Source organism: Pseudomonas sp. FG-3G, assembly GCF_901007645.1.
GTDB lineage: Bacteria > Pseudomonadota > Gammaproteobacteria > Pseudomonadales > Pseudomonadaceae > Aquipseudomonas > Aquipseudomonas rhizophila.
The window spans coordinates 81040-103868 of record NZ_CAAKGZ010000016.1 but is presented as its reverse complement, the minus strand read 5'-3'; the positions used below and the strand labels follow the sequence as shown (position 1 = coordinate 103868).

General features: G+C 61.3%; 20 protein-coding genes. 14 read left to right on the top strand and 6 right to left on the bottom strand.

The window, feature by feature from the left end:
• Positions 1-15: 15 nt before the first annotated feature.
• From PSEUDOMOFG3G_RS07825 to PSEUDOMOFG3G_RS07765, 13 genes are all read left to right on the top strand, one after another.
• Entirely contained in the window at positions 16-1065 is a 1050-nt protein-coding gene (locus tag PSEUDOMOFG3G_RS07825; RefSeq protein WP_047228537.1) for a polysaccharide biosynthesis/export family protein, read from the top strand.
• A gap of 2 nt (positions 1066-1067) precedes the next feature.
• Positions 1068-2660: a Wzz/FepE/Etk N-terminal domain-containing protein gene (locus PSEUDOMOFG3G_RS07820; protein ID WP_047228538.1), complete on the top strand. Its 1593-nt coding sequence runs from the start codon at positions 1068-1070 to the stop codon at positions 2658-2660.
• Complete coding sequence (locus PSEUDOMOFG3G_RS07815) at positions 2657-3760, top strand: glycosyltransferase family 4 protein (RefSeq protein WP_139049575.1); 1104 nt, start codon at positions 2657-2659, stop codon at positions 3758-3760. Before PSEUDOMOFG3G_RS07820 ends, PSEUDOMOFG3G_RS07815 begins: the two co-directional genes overlap by 4 nt.
• A complete protein-coding gene (locus PSEUDOMOFG3G_RS07810; protein ID WP_139049574.1) occupies positions 3757-5127 on the top strand; it encodes an O-antigen ligase in 1371 nt (456 codons plus the stop codon). Before PSEUDOMOFG3G_RS07815 ends, PSEUDOMOFG3G_RS07810 begins: the two co-directional genes overlap by 4 nt.
• A complete protein-coding gene (locus PSEUDOMOFG3G_RS07805; protein WP_047228541.1) occupies positions 5124-6080 on the top strand; it encodes a glycosyltransferase in 957 nt (318 codons plus the stop codon). The genes PSEUDOMOFG3G_RS07810 and PSEUDOMOFG3G_RS07805 overlap by 4 nt, the downstream gene beginning before the upstream one ends.
• Positions 6073-7209, top strand: coding sequence for a glycosyltransferase family 2 protein (locus PSEUDOMOFG3G_RS07800; RefSeq protein ID WP_047228542.1), 1137 nt, complete (start codon positions 6073-6075; stop codon positions 7207-7209). The genes PSEUDOMOFG3G_RS07805 and PSEUDOMOFG3G_RS07800 overlap by 8 nt, the downstream gene beginning before the upstream one ends.
• A gap of 11 nt (positions 7210-7220) precedes the next feature.
• Positions 7221-8225, top strand: coding sequence for a polysaccharide deacetylase family protein (locus tag PSEUDOMOFG3G_RS07795; RefSeq protein ID WP_107322255.1), 1005 nt, complete (start codon positions 7221-7223; stop codon positions 8223-8225).
• The gene (locus PSEUDOMOFG3G_RS07790) at positions 8222-9526 is read left to right on the top strand and encodes a lipopolysaccharide biosynthesis protein (RefSeq protein ID WP_076383945.1); all 1305 of its coding nucleotides are present in this window, start codon (positions 8222-8224) and stop codon (positions 9524-9526) included. The genes PSEUDOMOFG3G_RS07795 and PSEUDOMOFG3G_RS07790 overlap by 4 nt, the downstream gene beginning before the upstream one ends.
• Positions 9527-9765: 239 nt before the next feature.
• Positions 9766-10455 (top strand): GNAT family N-acetyltransferase, encoded by a 690-nt coding sequence (locus PSEUDOMOFG3G_RS07785; protein ID WP_139049573.1) that lies wholly within the window; start codon positions 9766-9768, stop codon positions 10453-10455.
• Between the two features lie 214 nt (positions 10456-10669).
• Positions 10670-11359 (top strand): N-acetyltransferase, encoded by a 690-nt coding sequence (locus PSEUDOMOFG3G_RS07780; protein WP_139049572.1) that lies wholly within the window; start codon positions 10670-10672, stop codon positions 11357-11359.
• A gap of 5 nt (positions 11360-11364) precedes the next feature.
• On the top strand, positions 11365-12543 hold the full coding sequence (locus PSEUDOMOFG3G_RS07775) for a GNAT family N-acetyltransferase (protein WP_047228568.1): 1179 nt from the start codon (positions 11365-11367) through the stop codon (positions 12541-12543).
• Positions 12515-13309, top strand: coding sequence for a ChbG/HpnK family deacetylase (locus PSEUDOMOFG3G_RS07770; RefSeq protein WP_047228569.1), 795 nt, complete (start codon positions 12515-12517; stop codon positions 13307-13309). The genes PSEUDOMOFG3G_RS07775 and PSEUDOMOFG3G_RS07770 overlap by 29 nt, the downstream gene beginning before the upstream one ends.
• Before the next feature lie 96 nt (positions 13310-13405).
• Positions 13406-14347: an alpha/beta hydrolase gene (locus PSEUDOMOFG3G_RS07765; protein WP_139049571.1), complete on the top strand. Its 942-nt coding sequence runs from the start codon at positions 13406-13408 to the stop codon at positions 14345-14347.
• Positions 14348-14537: 190 nt separating this feature from the next.
• On the opposite strand, the gene PSEUDOMOFG3G_RS07760 is transcribed toward PSEUDOMOFG3G_RS07765, so the two are convergent.
• The 6 genes from PSEUDOMOFG3G_RS07760 to PSEUDOMOFG3G_RS07735 are packed head-to-tail and all read right to left on the bottom strand — an operon-like array spanning position 14538 to position 20487.
• Positions 14538-16280 (bottom strand): ABC transporter substrate-binding protein, encoded by a 1743-nt coding sequence (locus PSEUDOMOFG3G_RS07760; protein ID WP_047228549.1) that lies wholly within the window; start codon positions 16278-16280, stop codon positions 14538-14540.
• 46 nt (positions 16281-16326) lie between these two features.
• Positions 16327-16599 (bottom strand): DUF2160 domain-containing protein, encoded by a 273-nt coding sequence (locus tag PSEUDOMOFG3G_RS07755; protein WP_047228550.1) that lies wholly within the window; start codon positions 16597-16599, stop codon positions 16327-16329.
• Between the two features lie 10 nt (positions 16600-16609).
• A complete protein-coding gene (locus PSEUDOMOFG3G_RS07750) occupies positions 16610-17410 on the bottom strand; it encodes a carbohydrate ABC transporter permease (RefSeq protein WP_047228551.1) in 801 nt (266 codons plus the stop codon).
• Between the two features lie 10 nt (positions 17411-17420).
• Positions 17421-18287, bottom strand: coding sequence for a carbohydrate ABC transporter permease (locus PSEUDOMOFG3G_RS07745; protein WP_047228552.1), 867 nt, complete (start codon positions 18285-18287; stop codon positions 17421-17423).
• On the bottom strand, positions 18284-19393 hold the full coding sequence (locus tag PSEUDOMOFG3G_RS07740; protein WP_047228553.1) for an ABC transporter ATP-binding protein: 1110 nt from the start codon (positions 19391-19393) through the stop codon (positions 18284-18286). Before PSEUDOMOFG3G_RS07740 ends, PSEUDOMOFG3G_RS07745 begins: the two co-directional genes overlap by 4 nt.
• A complete protein-coding gene (locus PSEUDOMOFG3G_RS07735; protein ID WP_047228554.1) occupies positions 19393-20487 on the bottom strand; it encodes an ABC transporter ATP-binding protein in 1095 nt (364 codons plus the stop codon). The genes PSEUDOMOFG3G_RS07740 and PSEUDOMOFG3G_RS07735 overlap by 1 nt, the downstream gene beginning before the upstream one ends.
• Before the next feature lie 418 nt (positions 20488-20905).
• On the opposite strand from PSEUDOMOFG3G_RS07735, the gene PSEUDOMOFG3G_RS07730 reads away from it, so the two are divergent.
• A complete protein-coding gene (locus PSEUDOMOFG3G_RS07730) occupies positions 20906-22750 on the top strand; it encodes a sigma-54-dependent Fis family transcriptional regulator (RefSeq protein WP_047228555.1) in 1845 nt (614 codons plus the stop codon).
• The last annotated feature ends 79 nt before the right edge of the window (positions 22751-22829 follow it).

The window sequence follows — 22829 nt, the reverse complement described above, 5'->3', positions numbered from 1 at the left end:
AAAAAGGATGACGAGATGAACGCCAGATTGCTTGTCCTGCTGCTGTTGCCGCTTGCCGGTTGCACCAGCCACACCGAAACCCGCTCCATGCCGGTGCAGATCCTTACGGCGGCACCGGCCAACGCCCAGGCCACCGACATGCCCCGGGTCGAACAGACCCTGCGTCCCCAGGATGTGCTGGATGTGATCTTTCACATCAGCACCAGCGGGCCGGATGCCTACCGGGTCCAGCCGGGTGACCAGGTGGCCTTGAACTTCACCGCCGCCAGCCAGCTCAACGGCGCACAACAGGTAATGCCCGACGGCAGTATCGAACTGCCGGGGGCCAACACCTCGGTAAAAATCGCCGGGCTGACCACGGATGAAGCACGCCTGGAGGTACAGCGTGCCTATGACCGCAAAATGCTGTTCCAGCCCAACCGCAATCAATTGACGGTGCATGTCACCAGCCCGTTGAGCAACGAGACAAAACTGCGCAACACCCTGACCCACCCGGGCACCGGCATGAGTCGGGAGATCACCGTGGGCCGGGATGGTTACGCAAGCTTCCCCGAAATCGGTGCCGTGCCGCTGCAAGGCATGACCGTCAATCAACTGGAAACCTACCTTAACGAGCGCTACGCCCAATTGCCGGGGCGCATGTCCGTCGATGTGCTGCTCAAATCCACCGCTGGCAACGAGATCTATGTCCTCGGGGAAGTGGCCCAGCCCGGTTCCTACCCGATCCGCCGGCCGATCTCGGTCCTCGAGGCCCTGACCCTGGCCCGTGGCACCAACGTCAAGGCCCGACTCGACTCGGTGGTGATCATGCGCCGCAACGGAAATCAGGTCGAAGCCCGCCACTATGACGTGGAAAAAGCCCTGAGCGGTGACGCCTCGCAGATCGCCTACCTGCAGCCCGAAGACATGCTTTTCGTGCCCAAGACCGGGCTGGCCAAAGCCGGTGAAATGGCTCGGCAACTGGCCGACGTGGTGCTGTTCCAGGGCATGGGAGTCAGCTTCGGCTACCGCCTTGACAGCAAAGGCGACAACGGCAGGTCCAACACTTCTGCAGCAGGTAATTGATCATGAATCCCAAGGAAAACTATCTGCATGAGTTCTTCAGGATTTTCTTCGCCAACAAGCAGTGGGTGAAGCGCGTCTTCCTGATCTTCGCCGTGATCGCCCTGGCGCTGCCGTTGATGCTCAAACAGAGCTTCGACATCACCGCCCAGGTCATCGTCCAGTCGAAAAAACTCTCCCAGGGCGACGCCACCACGTCGCTGAACCAGGAAGACGCCACCTTCATTCCACCGTCCCTGGCGGACATGGAAACCGAGAGCAATATCCTGCGCTCGCCGGCCCTGATCCGGCAGACCATCAGCACCCTGCGCGACCAGGGCGAGTACACCCCTAGCCCCGGCATCTTCAACAAATGGGTGAGCGAGCCGCTCAAGCACTATGTCACCACGCCGCTGCGCGAGTACGTCGTCAACCCGCTGCGCGACGGCCTGGGGCTGGAAGTCGATCCGGTGCGAGATACCACGCTCGACATGCTGACCGACGAAGCCATCGCCAACCTGAAAATCGAAACCCTGCCAGGCTCCAACGTCATCTCCATCGTCTACAGCTTCGGCGACCCGGCCCAGGGCACCCGGTTCGTGGCGCAACTGCTGGAGAACTACCTCTCCGGTCGCCAGGACCTGCAATCGATCGAGCTGCCGCAAGCCTTCTATGAGCAGAAGAAAACCCAGTACCAGACTCGCCTCGACGGACTGGAGGGCACCCGCCTGGCGCTGCTTGAAGACGTCAGCTCCTCCGATCCCAAAGAGGAGATCACCTTCCGCCTGAACGCCATCAACACCGAAGAACAGGCCTTGAACCTGTACCGCGATCGTCTGCTGCAAAGCCAACGCTGGCTGGATTACCTCAAGACCAGCCTGGCAGCGGCGAACAACTCACGGTTCAACGACTACACCTTCCCGTTCACCTTCACCACCACCATGGACAACATCGCCTTCGAAGACCGGGAAATCAAACAACTGGGCGAGCAACTGACCACTCAGGTCAGCCGCTACATGAATGATCTGGCGATCTTCCAGCCCGGCAGCGAGCCGATGCTGTTGACTCGGGAGCAGATCGCGCGCACCCGCCAGCAGTTTCTCAAAGTGGTGAGCAACCGCATCCAGGAACGCACCAACGACCTGGCAGTCGTCAGCTCGGTGATCGACCAGAAAACCGCGCGCATCGCCGAGTTCAAGGAGCGTATCCATCAGTTGCAGCAAACCCAGAGCAAGCTGCGGCAGATGGACACCGAGATCAATGCCCTGCATGCGGCATTTTCCACCTACGCCCAGCGGTTCGCCGAGAGCAGCACCGCCCGCGCGCTGGACAACGACCTGTCCAATGCTCGCGTCCTCAGCCCGCCGTTCGAACCGACCGCCCCGGCGTTTCCCAAGCCGATGCTGATTATTGCGTTCGGTCTGTTCAGCGGCTTGCTCCTGGCGATCGCCCTGGTCTATGTGCGTGAGTTCTTCGACCATCGCTTCAAGCACCCTGCCCAGATTACCCAGCAACTGGATGTACCGGTGTTGCTGGTGATCAACGAGCAGAACCCCGAACAGGTCAACCCGCACCGCAATTGGAGCCTGCCCAGCCTTGTCCATTGGGTGCGCAATTGAACGCGCCGATTGGCCCGACCTGCCGCAGCAGCGCCCTGCCGATCATTCATTTGCTCGACAGCGGCGGCTTCTACGGGGCCGAGCGGATGTTGCTCGATCATTGCCTGGCCACGCCAGGGCAGCACCAGGTGCTGTTCCTGGCGGCGCCGCCGACCTTGATCACGCGCTTTCGCCAGGCCGGGGTCGATTGCCGCCACTGCGCCAGTTGGGCCGAGCTGTTGCAGCACCTGCGCCAGCGACGGGACGAGCAGCCGCTGATCAACACCCATAACTTCAAGGGCCTGCTGTTCGGCTGGGCTGCGGCCACGCTGCTGCGCTTGCCCCTGGTCATCACTCAGCACGGCTTTACGCCTCGCAGCACCAAGCAACGGTTCTACACGTGGCTGAGCCTGCAACTGTGCCGCACCGCCTCGGTCAAGCGCGTGGTCTGCGTGGCCGAAAGCATTGCCGTGCTGCACCGCCAGGCCAGCGTGCGCGCGGAAAAACTCGACGTGATCCCCAACGGCCTGCCGTCGGTCACAGCACCGCTGCCTCATCGTGACGATCGGCTGCGCTGGCGGGTTGGCTACGTCGGTCGCTTGAGCCACGAGAAAGGCCCGGACCTGTTCCTCGACGCCATGATCCCCCTGTGCCAGCGGCATGCATCGCTGCACGCGGTGATGCTCGGCGACGGCCCGGAACGTCAGGCCTTGCTCAAGCGCATTGCCGACGCGGGCCTACCTACTCGCATCGAGCTGCCCGGCTATCAGACCGACATGAACCCCTGGTGGAGTCAGCTCGACGCGCTGGTCATCAGTTCGCGCACCGAAGGCACGCCGATGATTCTGCTCGAAGCGATGCAGGCCGGAGTGCCGGTGGTGGCGTTCGGTGTGGGGGGCATTCCCGATGTGCTGCAGGACCGTCACAACGGCCTGCTCGCGACGCCGGCCGACAGCGCCGAACTAGCGCGGCAGATCGAAACACTGTTTGGCGAACCGCCCCTGGCGCGGATCCTGGCCGATAACGCGCGCCGTACCCAACGGGACCGTTATGACCTGCGCGCCCTGGCCGAACGCTGGTCGCAGCTCTATATCCGCACGGCACGGGAGGCTCGTCCATGATTGTCCCGCTCTCGATCGTCAGTCTGCTGGGCCTGGTTTGCCTGGCGTTACTGGCCAGCCCCTATCCCTTCCTGGCGCCGGGAGCGGTGCTCGGCCTGGTGGGCGTCGCCGTGCTATACCGCAAACCCGGCTGGGGCTTGCTGGGCATTGCGGCGCTGGTGCCGTTCGAAGGTCTGTTCAAGGAGAATGCTTTTTCGGGCAGCAAATTCTTCGGCGTGGCGCTGATTCTGATCCTGATGCTGCAACTGGCCCTGCGCCAGATTCCCTCATCACGCTTGCGCAGCAATATCTGGCGGCCGCTGATCGCCTTCATGATGCTCTATGGCCTGAGCCTGATGCTGTCGCAGAACCTGGGCCTGTCCATGACCCATCTGCGCGAACTGATGGTGGGGCTGATTCTGTTCGTGATTACCCTGCTGATCGGGCGCGAGCTGAACCTGGACCTGTTCTGCCGACTGATGACCCTGAGCGTGACCACCACCTGCGTGCTGGCAATGTTTTCGGTCAAATACCAGGACCAGGGCCGCGCATCCGGCCTGCTGGAAGACCCGAACGCCTTTGCCCTGTTGATCGCCTTTACCGTGCCGATGGCGTTGTTGCTGGTGTTGCGCAGCCCGAACCTGCTACACCGATTGTTCTGGGGTGGCTGTTTCATCCTGCTGCTGGGCGGCATGACCAAGACCGAATCGCGCTCGGGGCTGGTGGTGCTGTTGCTTAGCCTGGTGATTGGCCTCTATCACTATCGTGCCCAAATGCCGCGCATCCGCCCGCGACACCTGGGCTTCGCCATGCTCGGGCTGGCAATCATGATTCCCTTGGTGATTGCGGTGATGCCGGCCGGCTACGTGGCGCGTATCCAGTCGCTGAGCATCCTCAGCGCCGGCGCCAGTGCCCACAAAGACGAATCCCTGGGCCGTCGTGCCTCGTACATCGTGGTCGGCAGCAAAATGATCCGCGAGAACCCGGTGCTGGGCAGCGGTCCGGGCACGTTCCCGCTGCACTACGCCCCCACGGGCTACGCCAAGGCGTTCTCGGCCAATCGCAAGCTGGGGGATCTGTATCGCCGGGCCCACAACACTTACCTGGAAATCTTCAGCGAGATCGGCATCCCTGGCGGGCTGATGTTCGTCGGCATGATCGGCCTGGGCCTCTACAACCTGTGGCGCGCCCGCCAGCTCTGGTTGCAACGTCGGGACTGGGTGCAGGCGGACCTGCTGACGCATATGGGCATGAGTTTTCTGTCGCTGGCGCTGTTTTTGATGTTCCTCAGCGCCCCCAACCATAAGTTGCTGTGGATCATGCTCGCCATCACCAGCGTGTTGCGCTACGACGCCGAACAGGCAACACCGCAGGAGGCCCGTCCATGAGCCGTATCAGCATTGTGATCCCGATGTTCAACGAGGCCCGACACATTGGCCGTACGTTGCTGGCGGCGCAGGAAGCCGCTCGCCAGGCGCAACTGGACTGTGAGTTGATCGTGGTGGACAACGGCTCGGACGATCATGGGCCGCGCATTGCCAACGAACTGGGGGCGCGCGTGCTGATCGTGCCCGGCGTGCACATCGGCGCCCTGCGCAACCGCGGTGCGGCCATCGCCCATGGGGAATGGCTGGCGTTCATCGACGCCGACATCGAGATGCCGGCCAACTGGCTCAAGCTGCTGCTGGAACTCCAAGGCCAGGGCGATGTGCTGGGCCTGGACCTGGACACCCCCGCTCAGGCGCCTTGGTTCGCTCAAGCCTGGCAACGCCGCAGCCAACGCCCAGGCTCGCGTCCCTTGCACCGGGTGCAGTGGCTGCCCAGCGCCAACCTGTTGTTGCGTCGCCAGTGGTTTGAGCAGGTCGGGGGGTTCGACGAAACCCTGCGCACGGGCGAAGACAAGGATTTTTCCCTGCGCCTGCGCAACGCCGGGGCGCAGTTGCTGCTAGTCAATGAAAACGTGGCCCTGCATTGGGGTTACGAAGGCAGTTGGCGGGAGTGGATGAGCAAGGAACTGTGGCGCCAGGGCAGCCATTTGCAGTTGCTGCGCAGCCATGGTCCGAGTCTGCGCCTGCTGCGTTTTCCGGCGCTGTCCATCGGAGCCTGGGGCCTGGACTTTCTGGCGTTGGTCGCTCTGTTCCAGGGCCAGCCGCGCATCGCGCTGATGCTGCTGTTGCTGACCTCTCTGCCCGCGTTGTTCCTCAGTCTGCGTCAAAGCGGGCGTGACCTGCGCCTGACGCTGCAACTGTGGGCCTTGCACGGGGTGCGCTTGCACCTGACCGGCGCCGCGCTGCTTCTCAACCTTTGTCATTGGAACGTCAGGAGACCTGCCCGTGGCTGAATTTCTTTACTGGTCGTGCCTGTTGCTGCCGGTGTACGCCTACCTCGGTTATCCGTTGATGCTGAGCCTGCTGGCGCCACTTTTTCCACTCCGGCGCTACGGGCCGGCGTTGCCGATGGACGTCAGCATTGTCATTGCCGCCCACAACGAGGCACGGCACATCGAAGAGAAACTGCGCACCTTGCTGGCCCAGGACTACCCGGCGCGCTCGCTGCAAATCATCCTGGCCAGCGACGGCTCCACCGACGACACAGTGGCCTGCGCTCGGCGGGTCATCGACCCGCGCATCACCGTGCTCGACCTGCCGCGCCAGGGCAAGGCCGCCGCCCTGAATACCGGCGTGGCCCACAGCACTGGAGAGATCCTGGTGTTCACCGACGCCGACAACCAATGGGCCGCCGATACCCTTGGCCACCTGTTGGCCCCGCTGGGCGATCCGCAAGTCGGCGCCTGTGCCGGGCATATGGAAATCCCCGTGCCGGGCAAGGGCCTGAGCCTGGGCGATAGCCTGTATCGGCACTACGAAGGCTGGCTGCGTCAGGTAGAGAGCCGCACAGGTTGCATGGTCTCGGCCGACGGCGCCTTGCTGGCCCTGCGGCGCGAACTGTTTGAACCCATACCGGCGCAGGTCAACGACGACTTCTTCCTCAGCACCTGTGCGCCGGCGGCGGGCAAGTCCATCGTGTATGCGCCACTGGCCCGGGTCACCGACCAGGGCGTGGACGAAGCCGACAAACAGTTTCGCCGTCGCCAGCGGGTCACCGTTGGCGGCCTGCAAAGCCTGGCCCAGCGTCGGCAGTTGCTCAACCCTCTTCGTCACGGGCTCTACGCCATCGGCCTGATCAGTCACAAACTGATCCGCCGTCTGGCGCCGGTGTTGCTATTGCCGCTGCTGCTGAGCAACGCCTGGCTGTGGAATGAACATCTGTTCTATCGCCTGAGCCTGGTGGCGCAACTGCTCGGCTACGCCATTGCAATGATCGGCTTACTGGACGTAGGCCACCGATTGCCCAGGCCCTTTCGCCTGGCGGCGTTCGTGCTGGTGACGCTGGCGGGCATGAGCATCGGGCTGTGGCAGTTTCTGCGAGGTCATCGTTATAGCCAATGGAACCCCGAGCAGAACCGCTAAGGAGACGGCCCATGTCCATCAAACAAGTCTGCAAGCGCACCGGCGGCTGGCTGTACCTGAACACGTCCCTGGGCCGTGGTCCGTTGCGTGGCGCCGGCGTGATTCTGATGCTGCACCGGGTCCTTAACAATGACCGCGCCGCCGAGCTGCCCCATCGCAACGAATTGTGCGTGGGACCTGAGGCTTTCGAGCGCTTGCTGATCTGGCTGCAACGCTATTTCGAATGCGTGCCCTTGATGAGCCTGCTGCTGGCCGATCCTGAAAGCGTCCCGAATCGCCCGCGAGTGGCGCTGACCTTCGACGACGGCTGGCGCGACAACGCGATGAATGCCTTTCCTTTGCTGCGCCAATACCAGGTGCCGGCGAGTATTTTCCTGTCCACCGACTTCATCGGCAGCCGCCAGCACTTCTGGTGGGAAAGCATCGGCGAAACCCTGTGGGGCAGCCATGGCCAAGTGGCGCGACACTCGTTGATCGAGCATTTGCAGCACGCCGGCCGGCCATTGCCGGTGATGCTCGATGACTTGGATGAGCAGCGCCGCAGCCTGTCGCTGATGCACTATCTGCAGAGCCTCAAGAGCCTTGACCCGCAGGTCTTGAACGACCTCACCGACGCCTGTCCCACGGGCGCCCAGCCCCAGGCCCTGGACTGGTTCCAGGTACGAATGCTGGAAGATTCCGGGCTCATCCGCTTCGGCCCCCATGGTGCCAGCCACGCGATTCTCACCGCGCTGGATGATCAGCGTCTGCACGAAGAGCTGAGCCGCAGTCGGGCGGCCCTGGAGAACGGTTGCGCCCAGCCGCTGCCGGTGTATTGCTACCCCAACGGCGATCACGATGAGCGCGTGCGTCAACAGGTGGCAGCCCACGGTTTCCCATTTGCCCTGGGCACCGAAACCGGCTTGTATCGCACCGACGGCGATCCATTGAACCTGCCACGCTTCGGCGTCAGCCAACGCAATGCCCAGCACCCTGAATTGCTGGCCTGGCGCATTCGCCGGGGGACACGCCCATGAGCCGCGGCCACTACCTCAAGCACTTGGCGCTGAGCATGGGCACGCGCCTGGCGATGATCGGCCTGCGCCTGCTGCGCAATGTGCTGCTGGCGCGGATCCTGGGGCCCAGTGAACGCGGGCTGTTCGCCCTGCTAAGCACCCTGCCGGACCTGATCAGCGCCGTCACCAGTGGCGGCTTGAATTCGGCCGTGGGCTATCAAGCGGCTCAACAACGCTCGATGGGCCTGCTGCTCAGCCAGGTGCTGGTCTTCGGCTGCCTGTTGGCCGGGTTATTGACGGTGCTGGTGGTGGCACTGGTGCGCGAATTCGGCGGCGAACTGGACATCACCACACAGTTGGGACTGTTGGCGTGGCTGCTGCTGTTGGCCGTGCCGTTGACCGTGCTCAAGAGCGGCCTGCTGACACTGCACAATGCGTCCGGCGGCGTTGGCGCCTTCAATGCCCTGCGGCTGATGGAATCCCTGGCGCCGCTGTTGCTGTTTCTGGCGCTGTTCTGGATGTGGAAAGACACCGCCCTGGAGGCCGCACTGATCAGTTGGCTGGCGGGTCTGAGCCTGGTGGTATTGGCCGGTTGGGTCTGGCTGCGGCGGGACCACAGGTTCACCCTGCAATGGGATCGCTCCAACCAGAAGGAGCTGTTGCGCTACGGTGCCCGCAGCCACCCCGATTTACTGTTCCAGCAAGTGGTACTGCGCTCGGACTACCTGTTCATCGGCGCCCTGCTGGGCAGCACTGCCCTGGGCCATTACGCCATGGCCAGCGCCGCCGCCGAACTGCTGCTGATTGTGCCTGAGGCGGTCACCACGCCGCTGATGAAGCGTTTGCTGCAGCAGGACTCCGACATGAAACGCCTGACGCCTCTGGCCCTGCGCCTGACCGCCACGGTCATGCTCGGCGCCTGCCTGGGCATGGCACTGATTGGTGAATGGCTGATCGTCACGCTGTTCGGCGCGGCCTACCAACCAGCCTATCCCGCCTTGCTGGCGCTGCTGCCGGGGCTGTTCGGATTGTGCTACGCGAGCATCCTGCGCCTGGATCTGCTGGGCAAGAACCGGCCCGGCACGGTTTCGCTGCTGATGGGTGTGGGAGCGTTATTGAACCTGGCATTGAACCTGATCCTGATTCCGCGTTACGGCATCGTCGGGGCCGCCGCGGCGTCTTCGATCGCCTATATGGCCGTGACCGTCGCGCTACTGACGATGTACTGCCGCCTCAGTGGCGTGGCGCTATGGCAGACGCTGATCATCCTGCCCAGTGACCTGCTGCCAATGCGGCAGATGCTGATGGGGAAATCCGCATGAACGCCGTCGTCAGGCAGATCGTCATCGCGAGCAGGCTCGCTCCCACAGTGGCTCGCCGCCGAACACAAGAGCTGCGGCCGCTACACCTCCAATGTGGGAGCGAGCCTGCTCGCGATGGGGTCGGCCCGGAGCTTATGCAAACCCCTCAGATCGGGTATCTCCTGCCCGGGGACACCCTGTTTTGCCATGGACTGGAACACACCTCGTTTCTCCCACCACGCCACCCGTCAGGAGGCACCATGAAGTCCCTGCAAAAATTGCGTGATCGCATCCAGAAGAAAGGCCTGCGCGCTGTGCTCAAACAGCTGTTCAGGCGCTACGTGTATTTCCACTCCCGACTGGTGTGGCTGGAGCACGATGTGCGGACCCCGCTTCCCCCGCATAACCTCAAACCCTACCCACCAATGCGCCTGGAGTTCATCACGGTCAGCAATGCCGACGCGTTTGCCCGGCACTTCGGCGACCGCGTCAAAACCATGCGCGAGCTGGCGGCGGAGGGCTACACAGGCTTGATGTACCTGGATGCTCAAGGCGACACCGTGGGTTTCGCCTGGGGCAGTACGCGAGACTATTTCGACCGCCATTTCTATCGCTGCAACTTCCCGATCCAGCCTGGCGAGTACTTTCAGTTCGGTGGCGAGATGATCCGTGCCTACTGGGGTTCCAGGATGTCGGCGGACATGCAGTTGGAAATTTGGAAGATCATGGCTGACAAAGGTTGCGACACGATGGTCGATGTCTGCGACTTGCAAAACATCCCGGCGATCAAGATGCACCTGCGCATGGGCTTCCAGGAGCGCGGCAAGATCACCCACGTGTATCGCCTGTTCGGTCACTGGCGGTTTTTCCGCGACACGTTTTACCGCGGCTCGGCACTGGGCACTTTTCAAAAACCGGATCAGCCGGTTGCATCGACTGCGGCGGCCTGATGTCCATGGCGATCCGGCTCAAATGGTGTCGCTCCTTGCCGTCCCAGCGGTGTGGCGCCGTGGCAGACACAGATCATCCTGCCCAGCGACTGGCTGCCGATGCGCCGGAGGCTGATGGGGACATCAGCATGAGTGCGCTCGTCAGCCAAAACCCCATCGCGAGCCAGCTCGCGATGGGGGCCATTTCCCAACCCGCCACCCGTCAGGAGGCACTATGAACGTTCTGCAAAAATTGCGTGATCGCATTCAGAAGAAAGGCCTGCGCACCGTGCTCAAAAAGCTGTGCAGACGCTACGTGTTTTTTCACTCCCAACTAATATGGATGGAGCGGGATCTGGTCAGTCCTGTGCGGCCTTGCAAACTTAAGCCTTATCCACTTTTGCGCAGGGAAGTCATCACTACCAGCAACGCCGACGCTTTCGCCACTCACTTCGGCGACCGTGTCGAGACCATGCGCGAATTGGCTGCCGAAGGCCACACCGGGCTGATGTACCTGGACGACAAGGGCGACACCGTCGGTTTCATCTGGGGCAGTCAACGCGACTATTTCGACCGCCATTTCTATGGTTGCTGGTTCCCGGTCAAGCCGGGCGAGTTCTTCGAGTTCGGCGGTGAAATGATCCGCGCCTATTGGGGCAGTCAGCTGTCGGTGGATGTGCAATTGGATCTCTGGAAGACCATGGCCGACAAAGGCAGCGACAAAGTAGTCGACGTCTGCGATCTGGAGAACATTCCAGCCGTAAAACTGCACCTGCGCATGGACTATCAGGAGCGCGGACAAATCACCCACGTGTATTGCCTGTTTGGCCGCTGGCGTTTTTTCCGCGACACGTTCTATAGCGGCTCACTACTGGACCCGTTTCGCAAACCGGCCCAGCCGTCCGCCACCACTGCGGCGGCCTGATGTCCATGGCGATCAGGTTCCAATGGTGCCGTTCCTTGGGCGCGGCGCAGTTCCCTGCAACAGCTTATGAACAGCTGCGAACCCTGGTGCCCGACACTACACCGTTCAACACATTGGCCTGGCTGCAAGCGGCGGAATTTGCGCTGCTGCCAGATCAGCAGCTCAACATACTGCTTGGCTGGCAGGATCAGACACTGTGCCTGTGTCTGCCGCTCATTTCGGGGCGCGAACGTATCTGTGGGCTGCGTTTCCGGGTATTGCGTCACTTGGGCTATCCATTGGCTGACCGCATCGCGCCGCTGATACGTCTGGACGCCGAGGGTATGGCAGAGGCGCTGATGCAGATCCGCCAACATCTGCCCCATGCGTTACTACAGTTGAATGAAGTGACCGAACCGGTGGGTGAAGGAAGCGTCCTCAGTGCCTGGATGGCCCTGAGCTCGACCGGGGAACGGCGACTCAGTTGCCGGGTGCCGGTGCATTTGATCAGCGACAGCGACCGCCAGGAGATATCCGGTGATCCGCGCTACAAGTTACGCCGGGCGCGCAAGCGGATCGCCGCATGCGGTGCCCAAATCCGCCGGGTGACACCCGATGCCATCAGCATGGGGCTGCTGCTGCACGACCTTGCCGAAGTCGAGGCAGCCAGTTGGAAAGGAGAAGAAGGTGTCGGCATTTTCGCCGACCCCAGCCGTCGGCAATGGATGAATCACGCCTTCACTGCGCTCGCCGCCGAGGGCATGGTGCGGGTGGTGATACTGGAACTGGACGGTCGCTGCATCAGTTATCGCCTCGGCCTGCTGGATCAGGGACGACTGTACGACTACAACCTGGCGTTCCTGCCACAGCATGCCGACCTGGGCAGTGGTCGGGTTCTGCTCGAGGAGTGGATTCGCTGGGGGCTGGATGACAACTGGCGCTGGATCGATGCCTCGCGGGTCAGCCTGGAGAACTCGAGCCATCAACTGCATGAACGCATGACCGGACAACTGGAGCACTGGCGTTGGAGTTTTTATTCATGGCAGCCCGATGGCCTGGTACTGGGGCTCGCCTTGCGGTTATGGAAAAGCCTGAAACCGTTACTGCGCAAGCGCCCGACCGGGCAAAGCGCGACAGCGACTTCGTCATCTACCCCCAAGCGCCAGGAGAATGTGAATGCCACGCCAAGTGATCGTCAACGCTGACGACTTCGGACTCGATCTCAACGAAAACTCCCTGATTCTGCGGGCCTTCGAGGCTGGCGTGATCAGTTCGGCCACGGCCATGGCCAACATGCCGGCTTTCGAGCAAGCTTGTGAAATGGCCCGCAAACCGCTACTCGACGGCCGAATCGGCCTGCATTTCAATCTCAGCTTCGGCCGCCCGCTGAGCCAGACCATTGCTTCGCGACCGGCGTTTTGCGACACGAACGGCGAGTTCGACCTGAACCTCTCGCGCTACTGCCTGCGCCTTGGTTCAAAGGACCTCCGCGCGGTACAGGAAGAGCTTGATGCCCAATGGCAACGCTGCCTGGACCACGGCCTGCGGCCTAGCCACCTCGATTCTCATCAACACGTACATAACATCTGGCCCATTGGAGAGCTGGTGGCCCGCTTTGCCGCCCGACACGGCGTGCCGATTCGGTTGGCGCGTAACCTGGGGGCGAATCTCAACCTGCCCAAGCGCCTGTTCAAGACCATGCTCAACCGTCGCCTGCGCAGCCTGTGCGGCGCGACAGCCGACTACGTCTGCACACCCGCCGACCTGCACCACGCCGCGCCGCCAGGTCACGGCTCGCTTGAGGTAATCGTTCATCCACTGCACCTGGATGAAGACTTTGGCGACGCGAGCCTGATGCCAGGGGACTCACTGACCCAAGTGTTGCATAAACGCCTGTCGGGCGTACCTAGGGTGGCGTACGGCGCGGCGGTGAAGGCTTTGATATTGACCCAATATGGGGATGTGCAGTGATTTAGGATACGCGACAACAAGCCATCCGAAATCCCTCCACCCTTCCAGCGAATCTGATAAAAAGCACCTTCATGCCTTGAGTAGCGAATCGCATCGATGTCTTCGTCTCTTATCTCCCGTCTTGGGCGACGCTGGCTGGCTTTGCTGTGCATGAGCGCGATGGTGGTCGGGCTGCCGGTGGGCTGTGGCGTGTTGCAGCACAAGGAACGTGAACTGGTGTTTCGGATCGAGCCAGGTACGGCAACCTGGTTCAGCGGCTTGCCGGGCGACGTGCAGGAGTTCGACCTCAAGCCCAAGAGCTTCAAGGCCGGGGAAAATATCCACGGCTGGTGGTGGCCGGCCGAACGCAAGAACGCGCCGGCGATTCTGTACCTGCACGGGGTGCGCTGGAACCTGACCGGTCAGTTGTTTCGTATTCGGCAGTTAAGGGCCCTGGGCTTTTCGGTGCTGGCCATCGATTACCGTGGTTTCGGCAAAAGCCTGGGCGATCTGCCGTCGGAAGCCAGCGTCTATGAAGATGCGCGCATTGCCTGGCAGCGTCTTGAAGTGCTGCAACCGGACCCGGCCCTGCGGCTGATCTACGGCCATTCACTGGGTGGCGCCGTCGCGGTAGACCTCGCCGCGGAGCTTGGCCAGAAGGCGGCGAAAGACGGCAGCCTCGTGCCCGCCCGAGGTCTGGTCATCGAATCCACGTTCACCTCCCTGGGCGATGTCGCCACCGCCATGGCGAACACCTCCCTGCCGGTGCGCTGGCTGCTGTCGCAGAAGTTCGACTCCATCGACAAGATCCGCGAGATCAACATGCCCTTGCTGGTGGTGCACGGCGCCGCCGACCGCTACGTCCCGCCACGCTTGAGCGAACAATTATTCAACGCCGCCCTGGAGCCAAAGCGTCTGTTGCTGGTGCCAGGCGCAACCCACAACAACAGTATGAACCTGGCGGGCAGCACCTACCGCCAAGCATTGGAGGCCCTGATGAAAGCCGGGCCATCGCCAGTGGCCGGACACCCTCCTACCAGCCCGGCCAAGGCGGGCTGATTCAACTCCGCCACCCAATCCCCCTGTGGGAGCGAGCCTGCTTGCGATGGCGGCGGGTCAGTTGGCATTAATGCGGGATGTGCCACCGTCATCGCGGGTAAGCCTTGCTCCCACCGTTTTGCGCGTCGAGGGGCCGGCCGCAAAAAAAAACGGCACCTTGCGGTGCCGTTCATTCATTGCAGGTCCAGCTTTATTTACGCGCCGCCTCCCATGATTTCAGCAGTTCGGCGTAGCTCACGGTTTCACCCTTAGGCTTCTCGTTGGCCAGTTTCGGCTTCGGTGCGCCCGGTTGGTCGAACCAGTATTGCGCGTCGCGCTCAGGGTTCATTTTCGGGGCGCAGGTGGCCTGGGCCTTGGAGCGTTCCAGACGGGTCATGATTGCGTCCTGATCCTTGGCCAACCCGTCGAGTGCCTGTTGCGGAGTCTTCTCGCCGCTGGCGGCTTCGGCGATGTGGCTCCACCACAGCTGAGCCAGGCGTGGATAGTCCGGCACGTTGGTCCCGGTCGGGGTCCATTGCACACGGGCCGGGCTGCGATAGAACTCAACCAGCCCACCGAGTTTCGGCGCCAGATCGGTCAAGGCCTGAGAGTTGATGTCCGACTCACGAATCGGCGTCAAACCTACAATGGTTTTCTTCAGCGATACGGTCTTGGACGTCACGAACTGCGCATAGAGCCAGGCGGCCAGCCTCTGCTTCTCAGGCGTGGACTTGAGGAACGTCCAGGAGCCCACGTCCTGATAGCCCAGCTTCATGCCCTCTTCCCAATACGGTCCGCGCGGCGACGGCGCCATGCGCCATTTCGGCGTGCCATCGGCGTTCATCACCGGCAGGCCCGGTTTGGTCATGTCGGCCGTAAAAGCGGTGTACCAGAAGATCTGCTGGGCGATGTTGCCTTGCGACGGCACCGGGCCGGATTCGGAGAAGGTCATGCCCGCCGCTTCCGGTGGCGCGTACTTCTTCATCCAGTCCACGTATTTGGTGGTGGCGAACACAGCCGCGGGGCCGTTGGTGTCGCCGCCACGGGTCACGCTGGAGCCGACCGGATGGCAATTCTCGACGCGAATCCCCCACTCGTCCACCGGCAAGCCGTTGGGCAGGCCCTTGTCGCCGCCACCGGCCATGGAGAACCAGGCATCGGTAAAGCGCCAGCCCAGGGACGGATCCTTCTTGCCGTAATCCATGTGACCGTAGACGCGCTTACCGTCGATTTCCTTGACGTCTTCAGTGAAGAACTTGGCAATGTCTTCATAAGCCGACCAGTTCACCGGTACACCCAGCTCGTAGCCGTACTTTTCCTTGAACTTGGCCTTCAGGTCGGCCCGCTCGAACCAGTCGGCGCGGAACCAGTACAGGTTGGCGAACTGCTGGTCCGGCAGTTGATAGAGCTTGCCGTCCGGCGCGGTGGTGAACGAAGTGCCGATGAAGTCCTTGAGATCCAGGGTCGGCGAGGTGTAGGCCTTGCCTTCGTTGGCCATCATATCGGTGATCGATGCGGTCTTGCCGTAGCGAAAGTGCGTGCCGATCAGGTCCGAGTCATTGACCCAACCGTCGTAGATGTTCTTGTCCGACTGCATCTGGGTCTGCAGCTTCTCCACCACGTCGCCTTCCTGCAACAGGTCGTGGGTCAGCTCGATCCCGGTAATGTCCCTGAAGGCCTTGGCCAGCACCTTGGATTCATATTCGTGGGTGGCGATGGTTTCCGACACCACGTTGATTTTCATGCCGCGAAATGGCTCGGACGCCTTGATGAACCACTTGAGCTCTTCGAGCTGCTGTTCGGCTGTCAGGGTAGACGGCTTGAATTCACTGCCAATCCATTTTTTCGCCGCGTCTTCATAGGCGTCGGCCCAGGCCGCAGCGCTCAACCCGCTGAGTGCCAGCACGGCTGCCAATGAAACGCTATGTCGCAGCTTATTGTTTTTATCGAACATAGAGACCTCCTGTTTGGGTTTAAGAGCCTGATCGTCGAACCTTCGACTAGCCCCACCGCATCACTGCCAACAGCCACACCAAAGACAACGCGAACGCTATCCAGATGCTCCAGTCGGTGGCGCCGATTACCAGCAGATGCAGGTAGGCGCTACCGAGAAGACCGATAAACAACCGATCGCCACGGGTGGTGGCAATCGGCAGGAAACCGCGCCGAGGGATACTCGGCGAACGCAGTTCCCACGTAGTCATGCCTGCCAGCAGCAAGGCGATGACACCAAAGAAGGCCGCCGTCGGGCCGGTCCAGTTCATCCATTCCATCATCGTCTCCTCAGACCCGGCCCAGGGCAAAGCCCTTGGCCACATGGTTGCGTACGAACCAGATCACCAGCATGCCTGGCAGGATAGTCAACACCCCCGCCGCCGCCAGCACGCCCCAGTCGATACCCGATGCCGAGACCGTGCGGGTCATGACCGCCGCGATCGGCTTGGCATTCACCGAAGTGAGGGTGCGCGCCAGCAACAGTTCGACCCAGGAAAACATGAAGCAGAAAAACGCCGTGACGCCGATGCCGGAGCCGATCAACGGGATGAAGATCTTCGCGAAGAACTTGGGGAAACTGTAGCCGTCAATGTAGGCAGTCTCGTCAATTTCTTTCGGCACCCCGGACATGAACCCTTCGAGGATCCACACCGCCAGCGGCACGTTGAACAGGCAATGGGCCAAGGCCACAGCGATATGAGTGTCGAACAGCCCGATGGACGAGTACAGCTGGAAGAACGGCAGCAGGAACACCGCTGGCGGCGCCATGCGGTTGGTCAGCAGCCAGAAGAACAGGTGTTTGTCTCCCAGGAACCGGTAGCGGGAAAACGCATAGGCCGCCGGCAACGCCACAGCCAGGGAAATCACCGTGTTCAGGCTGACGTAGTACAGCGAGTTCAGGTAACCGGTGTACCAGCTCGGGTCGGTGAAGATCACCTTGTAGTTCTGGAAGGTGAAATCCTGGGGCCACAGCGTCAGGGTGCCGAGGATCTCGGTGTTGCTCTTGAACGACATGTTCAGCAGCCAGTAGATGGGCACCAGCAGGAACAGGATGTAGATCAGCAACGGAATCAGCTTTCTCTTGCTCATGGCGCGGGCCTCAACGGTTGGCGTCGGAATGAGTCATGGCGGTATAGAACAGCCACGACACCAACAGAATGATCAGGAAGTACACCAGGGAAAACGCTGCCGCCGGGCCCAGGTCGAATTGACCGATGGCCATCTGAGTCAGGGTCTGGCTCAGGAACGTGGTGGCGTTACCCGGCCCGCCGCCGGTGAGCACGAACGGCTCGGTATAGATCATGAAGCTGTCCATGAAGCGCAGCATCACGGCGATCAGCAGCACGCTCTTCATTTTCGGCAACTGAATATGCCGGAACACCGCCCAGTTGGAGGCCCGGTCGATTCGCGCGGCCTGGTAATACACGTCCGGAATCGCCCGCAACCCGGAATAGCAGAGCAGCGCCACCAGGGACGTCCAATGCCAGACGTCCATCACCAATACCGTGACCCAGGCGTCCATGGTGTTGGCCGCATAGTTGTAGTTGATGCCCATGGCGTTGAGCGTGGAGCCCATCAGGCCGATGTCGGCGCGGCCGAAAATCTGCCAGATGGTGCCCACCACGTTCCATGGAATCAGCAGCGGAATCGCCAGGATGATCAACACCAGGGACGACCATTTGCCCTTGGTCGGCATGGTCAGGGCGATGGCGATGCCCAACGGAATCTCGATCAGCAGTACGCACGCCGAATAGATGAACTGGCGCAGTAACGAGTCGTGCAGCCGTGGATCGAGCAGCACCTGCCTGTACCAATCGGCACCGACGAAATAACGACTGGACTGGTCGAAGATGTCCTGCACCGAATAGTTGACCACGGTCATCATCGGGATCACCGCACTGAACGCCACCAGCAGGAACACCGGCAACACCAGCCACCAGGCCTTGTTGTTCTGCACCTTGTTCATGGCTGCACCTCGCTCAACGGTTCCAGCAAGTATTCATCGGCATACACCATCAGCCATTGGCCCGGAAAACTGATGTACGCAGTGCCTTCGGGCACCGGTTTGTCTTCGGCCAGGCGCACCTTGATCGGCGCGCCATCGAGGTTGAGGGTGAGGATCTTGTAGGTGCCCAGGTCCTCGACGTGGACCACATCGGCCCGCATCGCATCGTCGTAAGGCCCGTCCCATACATGGACAAATTCAGGACGAATACCGACCTTCAGGCTTTTGCCTTCGGCCTGGGCAATACCGCGTTGCAACGTTTCGGACAGCGGAAAGTGGGTGGAAGCGAAACCGACGCCGCCGGGTTGTGCCGTGACCTCGATCAGGTTCATCCCCGGGCTGCCGATGAAATAGCCGACAAAGGTGTGGCTCGGACGCTCGAACAACTCCCGAGGCGTACCGAACTGCACGATCTGACCGCCATACATCACCGCGATCTTGTCGGCGAAGGTAGAAGCTTCCAACTGGTCGTGAGTGACGTAGACCATGGTGATATTGAACTGCTCGTGGATCTGCTTGAGCTTGCGCCGCAGTTTCCATTTCAGGTGCGGGTCGATCACCGTCAGCGGTTCATCGAAGAGGATCGCCGACACATCGTCGCGCACCAGCCCGCGCCCCATGGAGACCTTCTGTTTTTCGTCGGCGGTGAGGTTGCGGGCTTTTTTATCCAGCAGGTTCTGCAGGTCCAGGACTTCGGCGATTTCCTGCACCTTGGTGTGGATTTTCGCCTCGGCCATGCCCTGGTTACGCAGCGGGAAGGCCAAGTTGTCGAACACCGTCATGGTGTCGTACACCACCGGAAACTGGAACACCTGGGCAATGTTGCGACGCTCCGGGGTCAGGTCGTTGACGACTTTGCTGTCGAACATCACTTGGCCTTCAGAGGGGCTCAGCAGTCCGGAAATGATATTGAGCAAGGTGGATTTGCCGCAGCCCGATGGACCGAGCAACGCATAGGCGCCGCCCTGCTCCCAGATGTGGTTCATCTCGCGGATCGCGTAATCCTCTGGGCCCGCCGGGGTGCTGGTGTAGCTGTGGGCGAGGTTCTGCAAACGAATTTCAGCCATCAGGCAACCCTCGCAATACGCTGGCCTGGGGCTTGGACCAGCTTGCCCTGGGCATCGAAGACAAACAGTTTGTGGGTCGGAATGTAGATGCGGATCGGCTCATCCACGTCGTATTCATGGACGCCGGACAAGTGCAGCACCAGCAGGAAATGCTCGTTGCGCACGTGCAGGAATGTCTCCGAACCGCTGATCTCGGCCACCTCGACGGTCACCGCCAGTTCCAGGTCGTCGTCGTTGCTCGGCACCAGGGAAATATGACTGGGCCGCACACCGAAGCGGAACTCACCCTCGCCCACCGGCCGCAGATCGACGTTCAGCGGAAAGTGCACGAAATTGGCGAAACTTACTTCATTGCCGGCGATGCGGCCCGGCATGAGATTGATCGGTGGCTCGGAGAACAGCTCGGCGGCCAGTACGGTTTGCGGCTGGTGATACACCGAGGCCGACTTGCCGCTCTGGATCACCCGCCCCTCATGCAGAATCGTCGTGGTGCCGCCCAAAGCCAGGGCTTCGTTGGGTTCGGTGGTGGCGTAGACGGCGATGGTGTGGCGGGCCTGGAACAGTTCGCGCATTTCCTGGCGAAGTTCCTCACGCAGCTTGTAGTCCAGGTTCACCAGAGGCTCGTCGAACAGGATCAGTTCGGCGTCCTTGACCAGCGCCCGGGCCATGGCGGTACGCTGCTGTTGTCCACCGGACAGCTCCAGCGGGTGACGCTGCAGGAACTTCTCAATGCGCAGCATCTTCGCGGTTTCCAGCACCTTGCTCTGGATCACCTCGTTGGACACACCGGCCTGGCGCAGCGGCGAGGCGATGTTTTCGAACACCGTCATGGTCGGGTAGTTGATGAACTGTTGATAGACCATCGACACGTTGCGCAGGCGCACCGGGCGCTGGGTGACATCAACGCCGTTCATCAGGATGCGACCGCTGTCGGGCTTGTCCAGACCGGCCATCAGGCGCATGAGGCTGGTCTTGCCGGACAGCGTGCGGCCCAGCAGAACGTTGAACGATCCGGGTTCGAAACTCAGGTTGGCATCGTCGATCCAGGTCTGGCCTTCGACGGTGCGACAAATGTGCTCAAGCGTTAATGACATGGCTCGGCCTTTTTATTATTTGGAGTCAAGCGACCCGAGTCTAAAAGCGAAAGCCGTGCCAGAAATCACAAGCTCATGATCCTGTTGATTTTTTCTCTTATCCTTCAGAAAAGAACGTTCGTTGATGAACGAAAATGAACAACCTGGCTGAACAACTGAACAGATTACTGGTTGACAATGAACAATTTTGAACAACACTGAATAAAGGTTTTCGGCCAGCCTGACTTCGATCCTGTGGGAGCGAGCCTGCTCGCGATAGCGTTGTGTCAGGCACATCAATGCTACTGATCAGACGCTATCGCGAGCAGGCTCGCTCCCACAGGTTTCGTGTATCAAGTGACATTCAGGCATGCCCCAGCACAAGGAGGATGTGCGAGACTTATCACAACAATAAAAACAACATCTGCGAGAGTGCCCCATGGCCGCACCTGCTCCAGCCTTGTCCCACGAAGCCATCATCCAGGCCTCCTGGTCCCGCTGCCGCGCCTTTGGCCTGAATCACCAGAGTGTGCCTGCCTTCGATCAATTGCCCGCCGAAGGCATTGCCCAGTTGCTGGAAAGCCAGCATTCGCTGGTGCAGACCACCCACCAGGAAGTCCTGCCGTATTACGAGAATATCCTGAGCAACTCCAATTGCCTGATCATGCTGGCCGACAACCAGGGCCAGGTGCTGACCTCGTGGGGGACCCAGCGCTTTATCGAACCGAAACTGGCCCATGGTTTCAGCGCCGGGGCGAGCTGGATGGAGCGCTGCAGCGGCACCAATGCCATCGGCACGGCACTGGCCTGTGAACAGGCGGTGCACATTGAACACGATGAACACTTCCTCAAGGCCAACCGCTTCATGACCGGCTCCGCCGCGCCGATCTTCGACGCCGAGCGCAAGGTCATCGCAGTGCTGGACGTTTCCAGCGACAGCTACCTGCCGCCCTCCCACACCCTGGGCATGGTCAAGATGATGAGCCAGACCGTGGAAAACCGGCTGATCCTCAACCTGTTTCGCGGTGAACACTTCCAACTGACCTTCAACACCGGCTTGAACAACCTCGACAGCCAATGGGCCGGGCTGCTGATTTTCGATGAAACCGGCCAGGTGCTCTCCGCCAACCGCCGCGCCGACAATCTGCTGGGCCTGCGCCTGTCACGGGTGAGCATCGAAAGCCTGTTCAAGGTTTCGCTGCTGGAGCTGCTGAACCAGCCCGACGGCCTGCCGTTCGCCCTGCAAGCGTCGGGGAGCAATCGCTTCCAGTGTTTGCTCAGACGCCCGCAACAGGTGACGGTCAAGGCCCGGGTCTTCAGCGAGCCAGCGCCCTCGTCCGCCCCCGCCGCGAACGTGATCAGCCTCAATACCCTGCACTTCGGCGACAGCCGCGTGGAAAAAGCCGTACGCCAGGCCGAGCGCTTGCTGGAGAAGGACATTCCACTGCTGATCCACGGCGAAACCGGGGTCGGCAAGGAAGTGTTCGTCAAAGCCCTTCACCAGGCCAGCTCCCGCAGCAAGCAGCCGTTCATTGCGGTCAACTGCGCGGCGATTCCCGCCGAGCTGGTGGAATCGGAACTGTTCGGTTATGAAAAAGGCGCCTTCACCGGCGCCAATCAAAAAGGCAGTATCGGCCTGATCCGCAAGGCCGACCGCGGCACCCTGTTCCTCGATGAGATCGGTGACATGCCCCTCCCGACTCAGGCCCGATTGCTGCGAGTATTGCAAGAGCGTTGCGTGCAACCGGTGGGCAGCGCCGAGCTGTTTGCGGTGGACATTCGTATCATCTCCGCCACCAACCGCTCGTTGCGCGAACAGGTGCAACTGGGCCGGTTCCGCGAAGACCTGTACTACCGCATCGGCGGCCTGACCCTGGAACTGCCGCCCCTGCGCGAACGCAATGACAAACAGGCCCTGTTCAAACGTCTTTGGGAACACCACCGCGAACCCACACAATGGGCCGGCCTGAGCCGCGAAGTGCTGGATCTGTTCGAACGCCATCCATGGCCAGGCAACCTGCGCCAGGTCAGCAGCGTGCTGCAAGTGGCCCTGGCGATGGCCGAAGAGCAGCCGATCCGCCCGGAACATCTGCCAGACGACTTCTTCATTGATCTTGAAATGGAGCCGGTGGAAACACCGGAGCCGCTGACGGTCGACCTGAACGATGTCGAGGACCTGAACCGTCAGTTGCAGGCGGTGGGCGGGAACATCTCACACCTGGCGCGGCGGCTGGGGGTCAGCCGCAACACCTTGTACAAGCGCCTGCGACAACTTGAAAGCTGATGCAAAACCTGTGGGAACGGGCTTGCTCGCTCCCACAGGCGTTTCGCTTAACTGACTGGCATCACTCCGAATGAGGCTG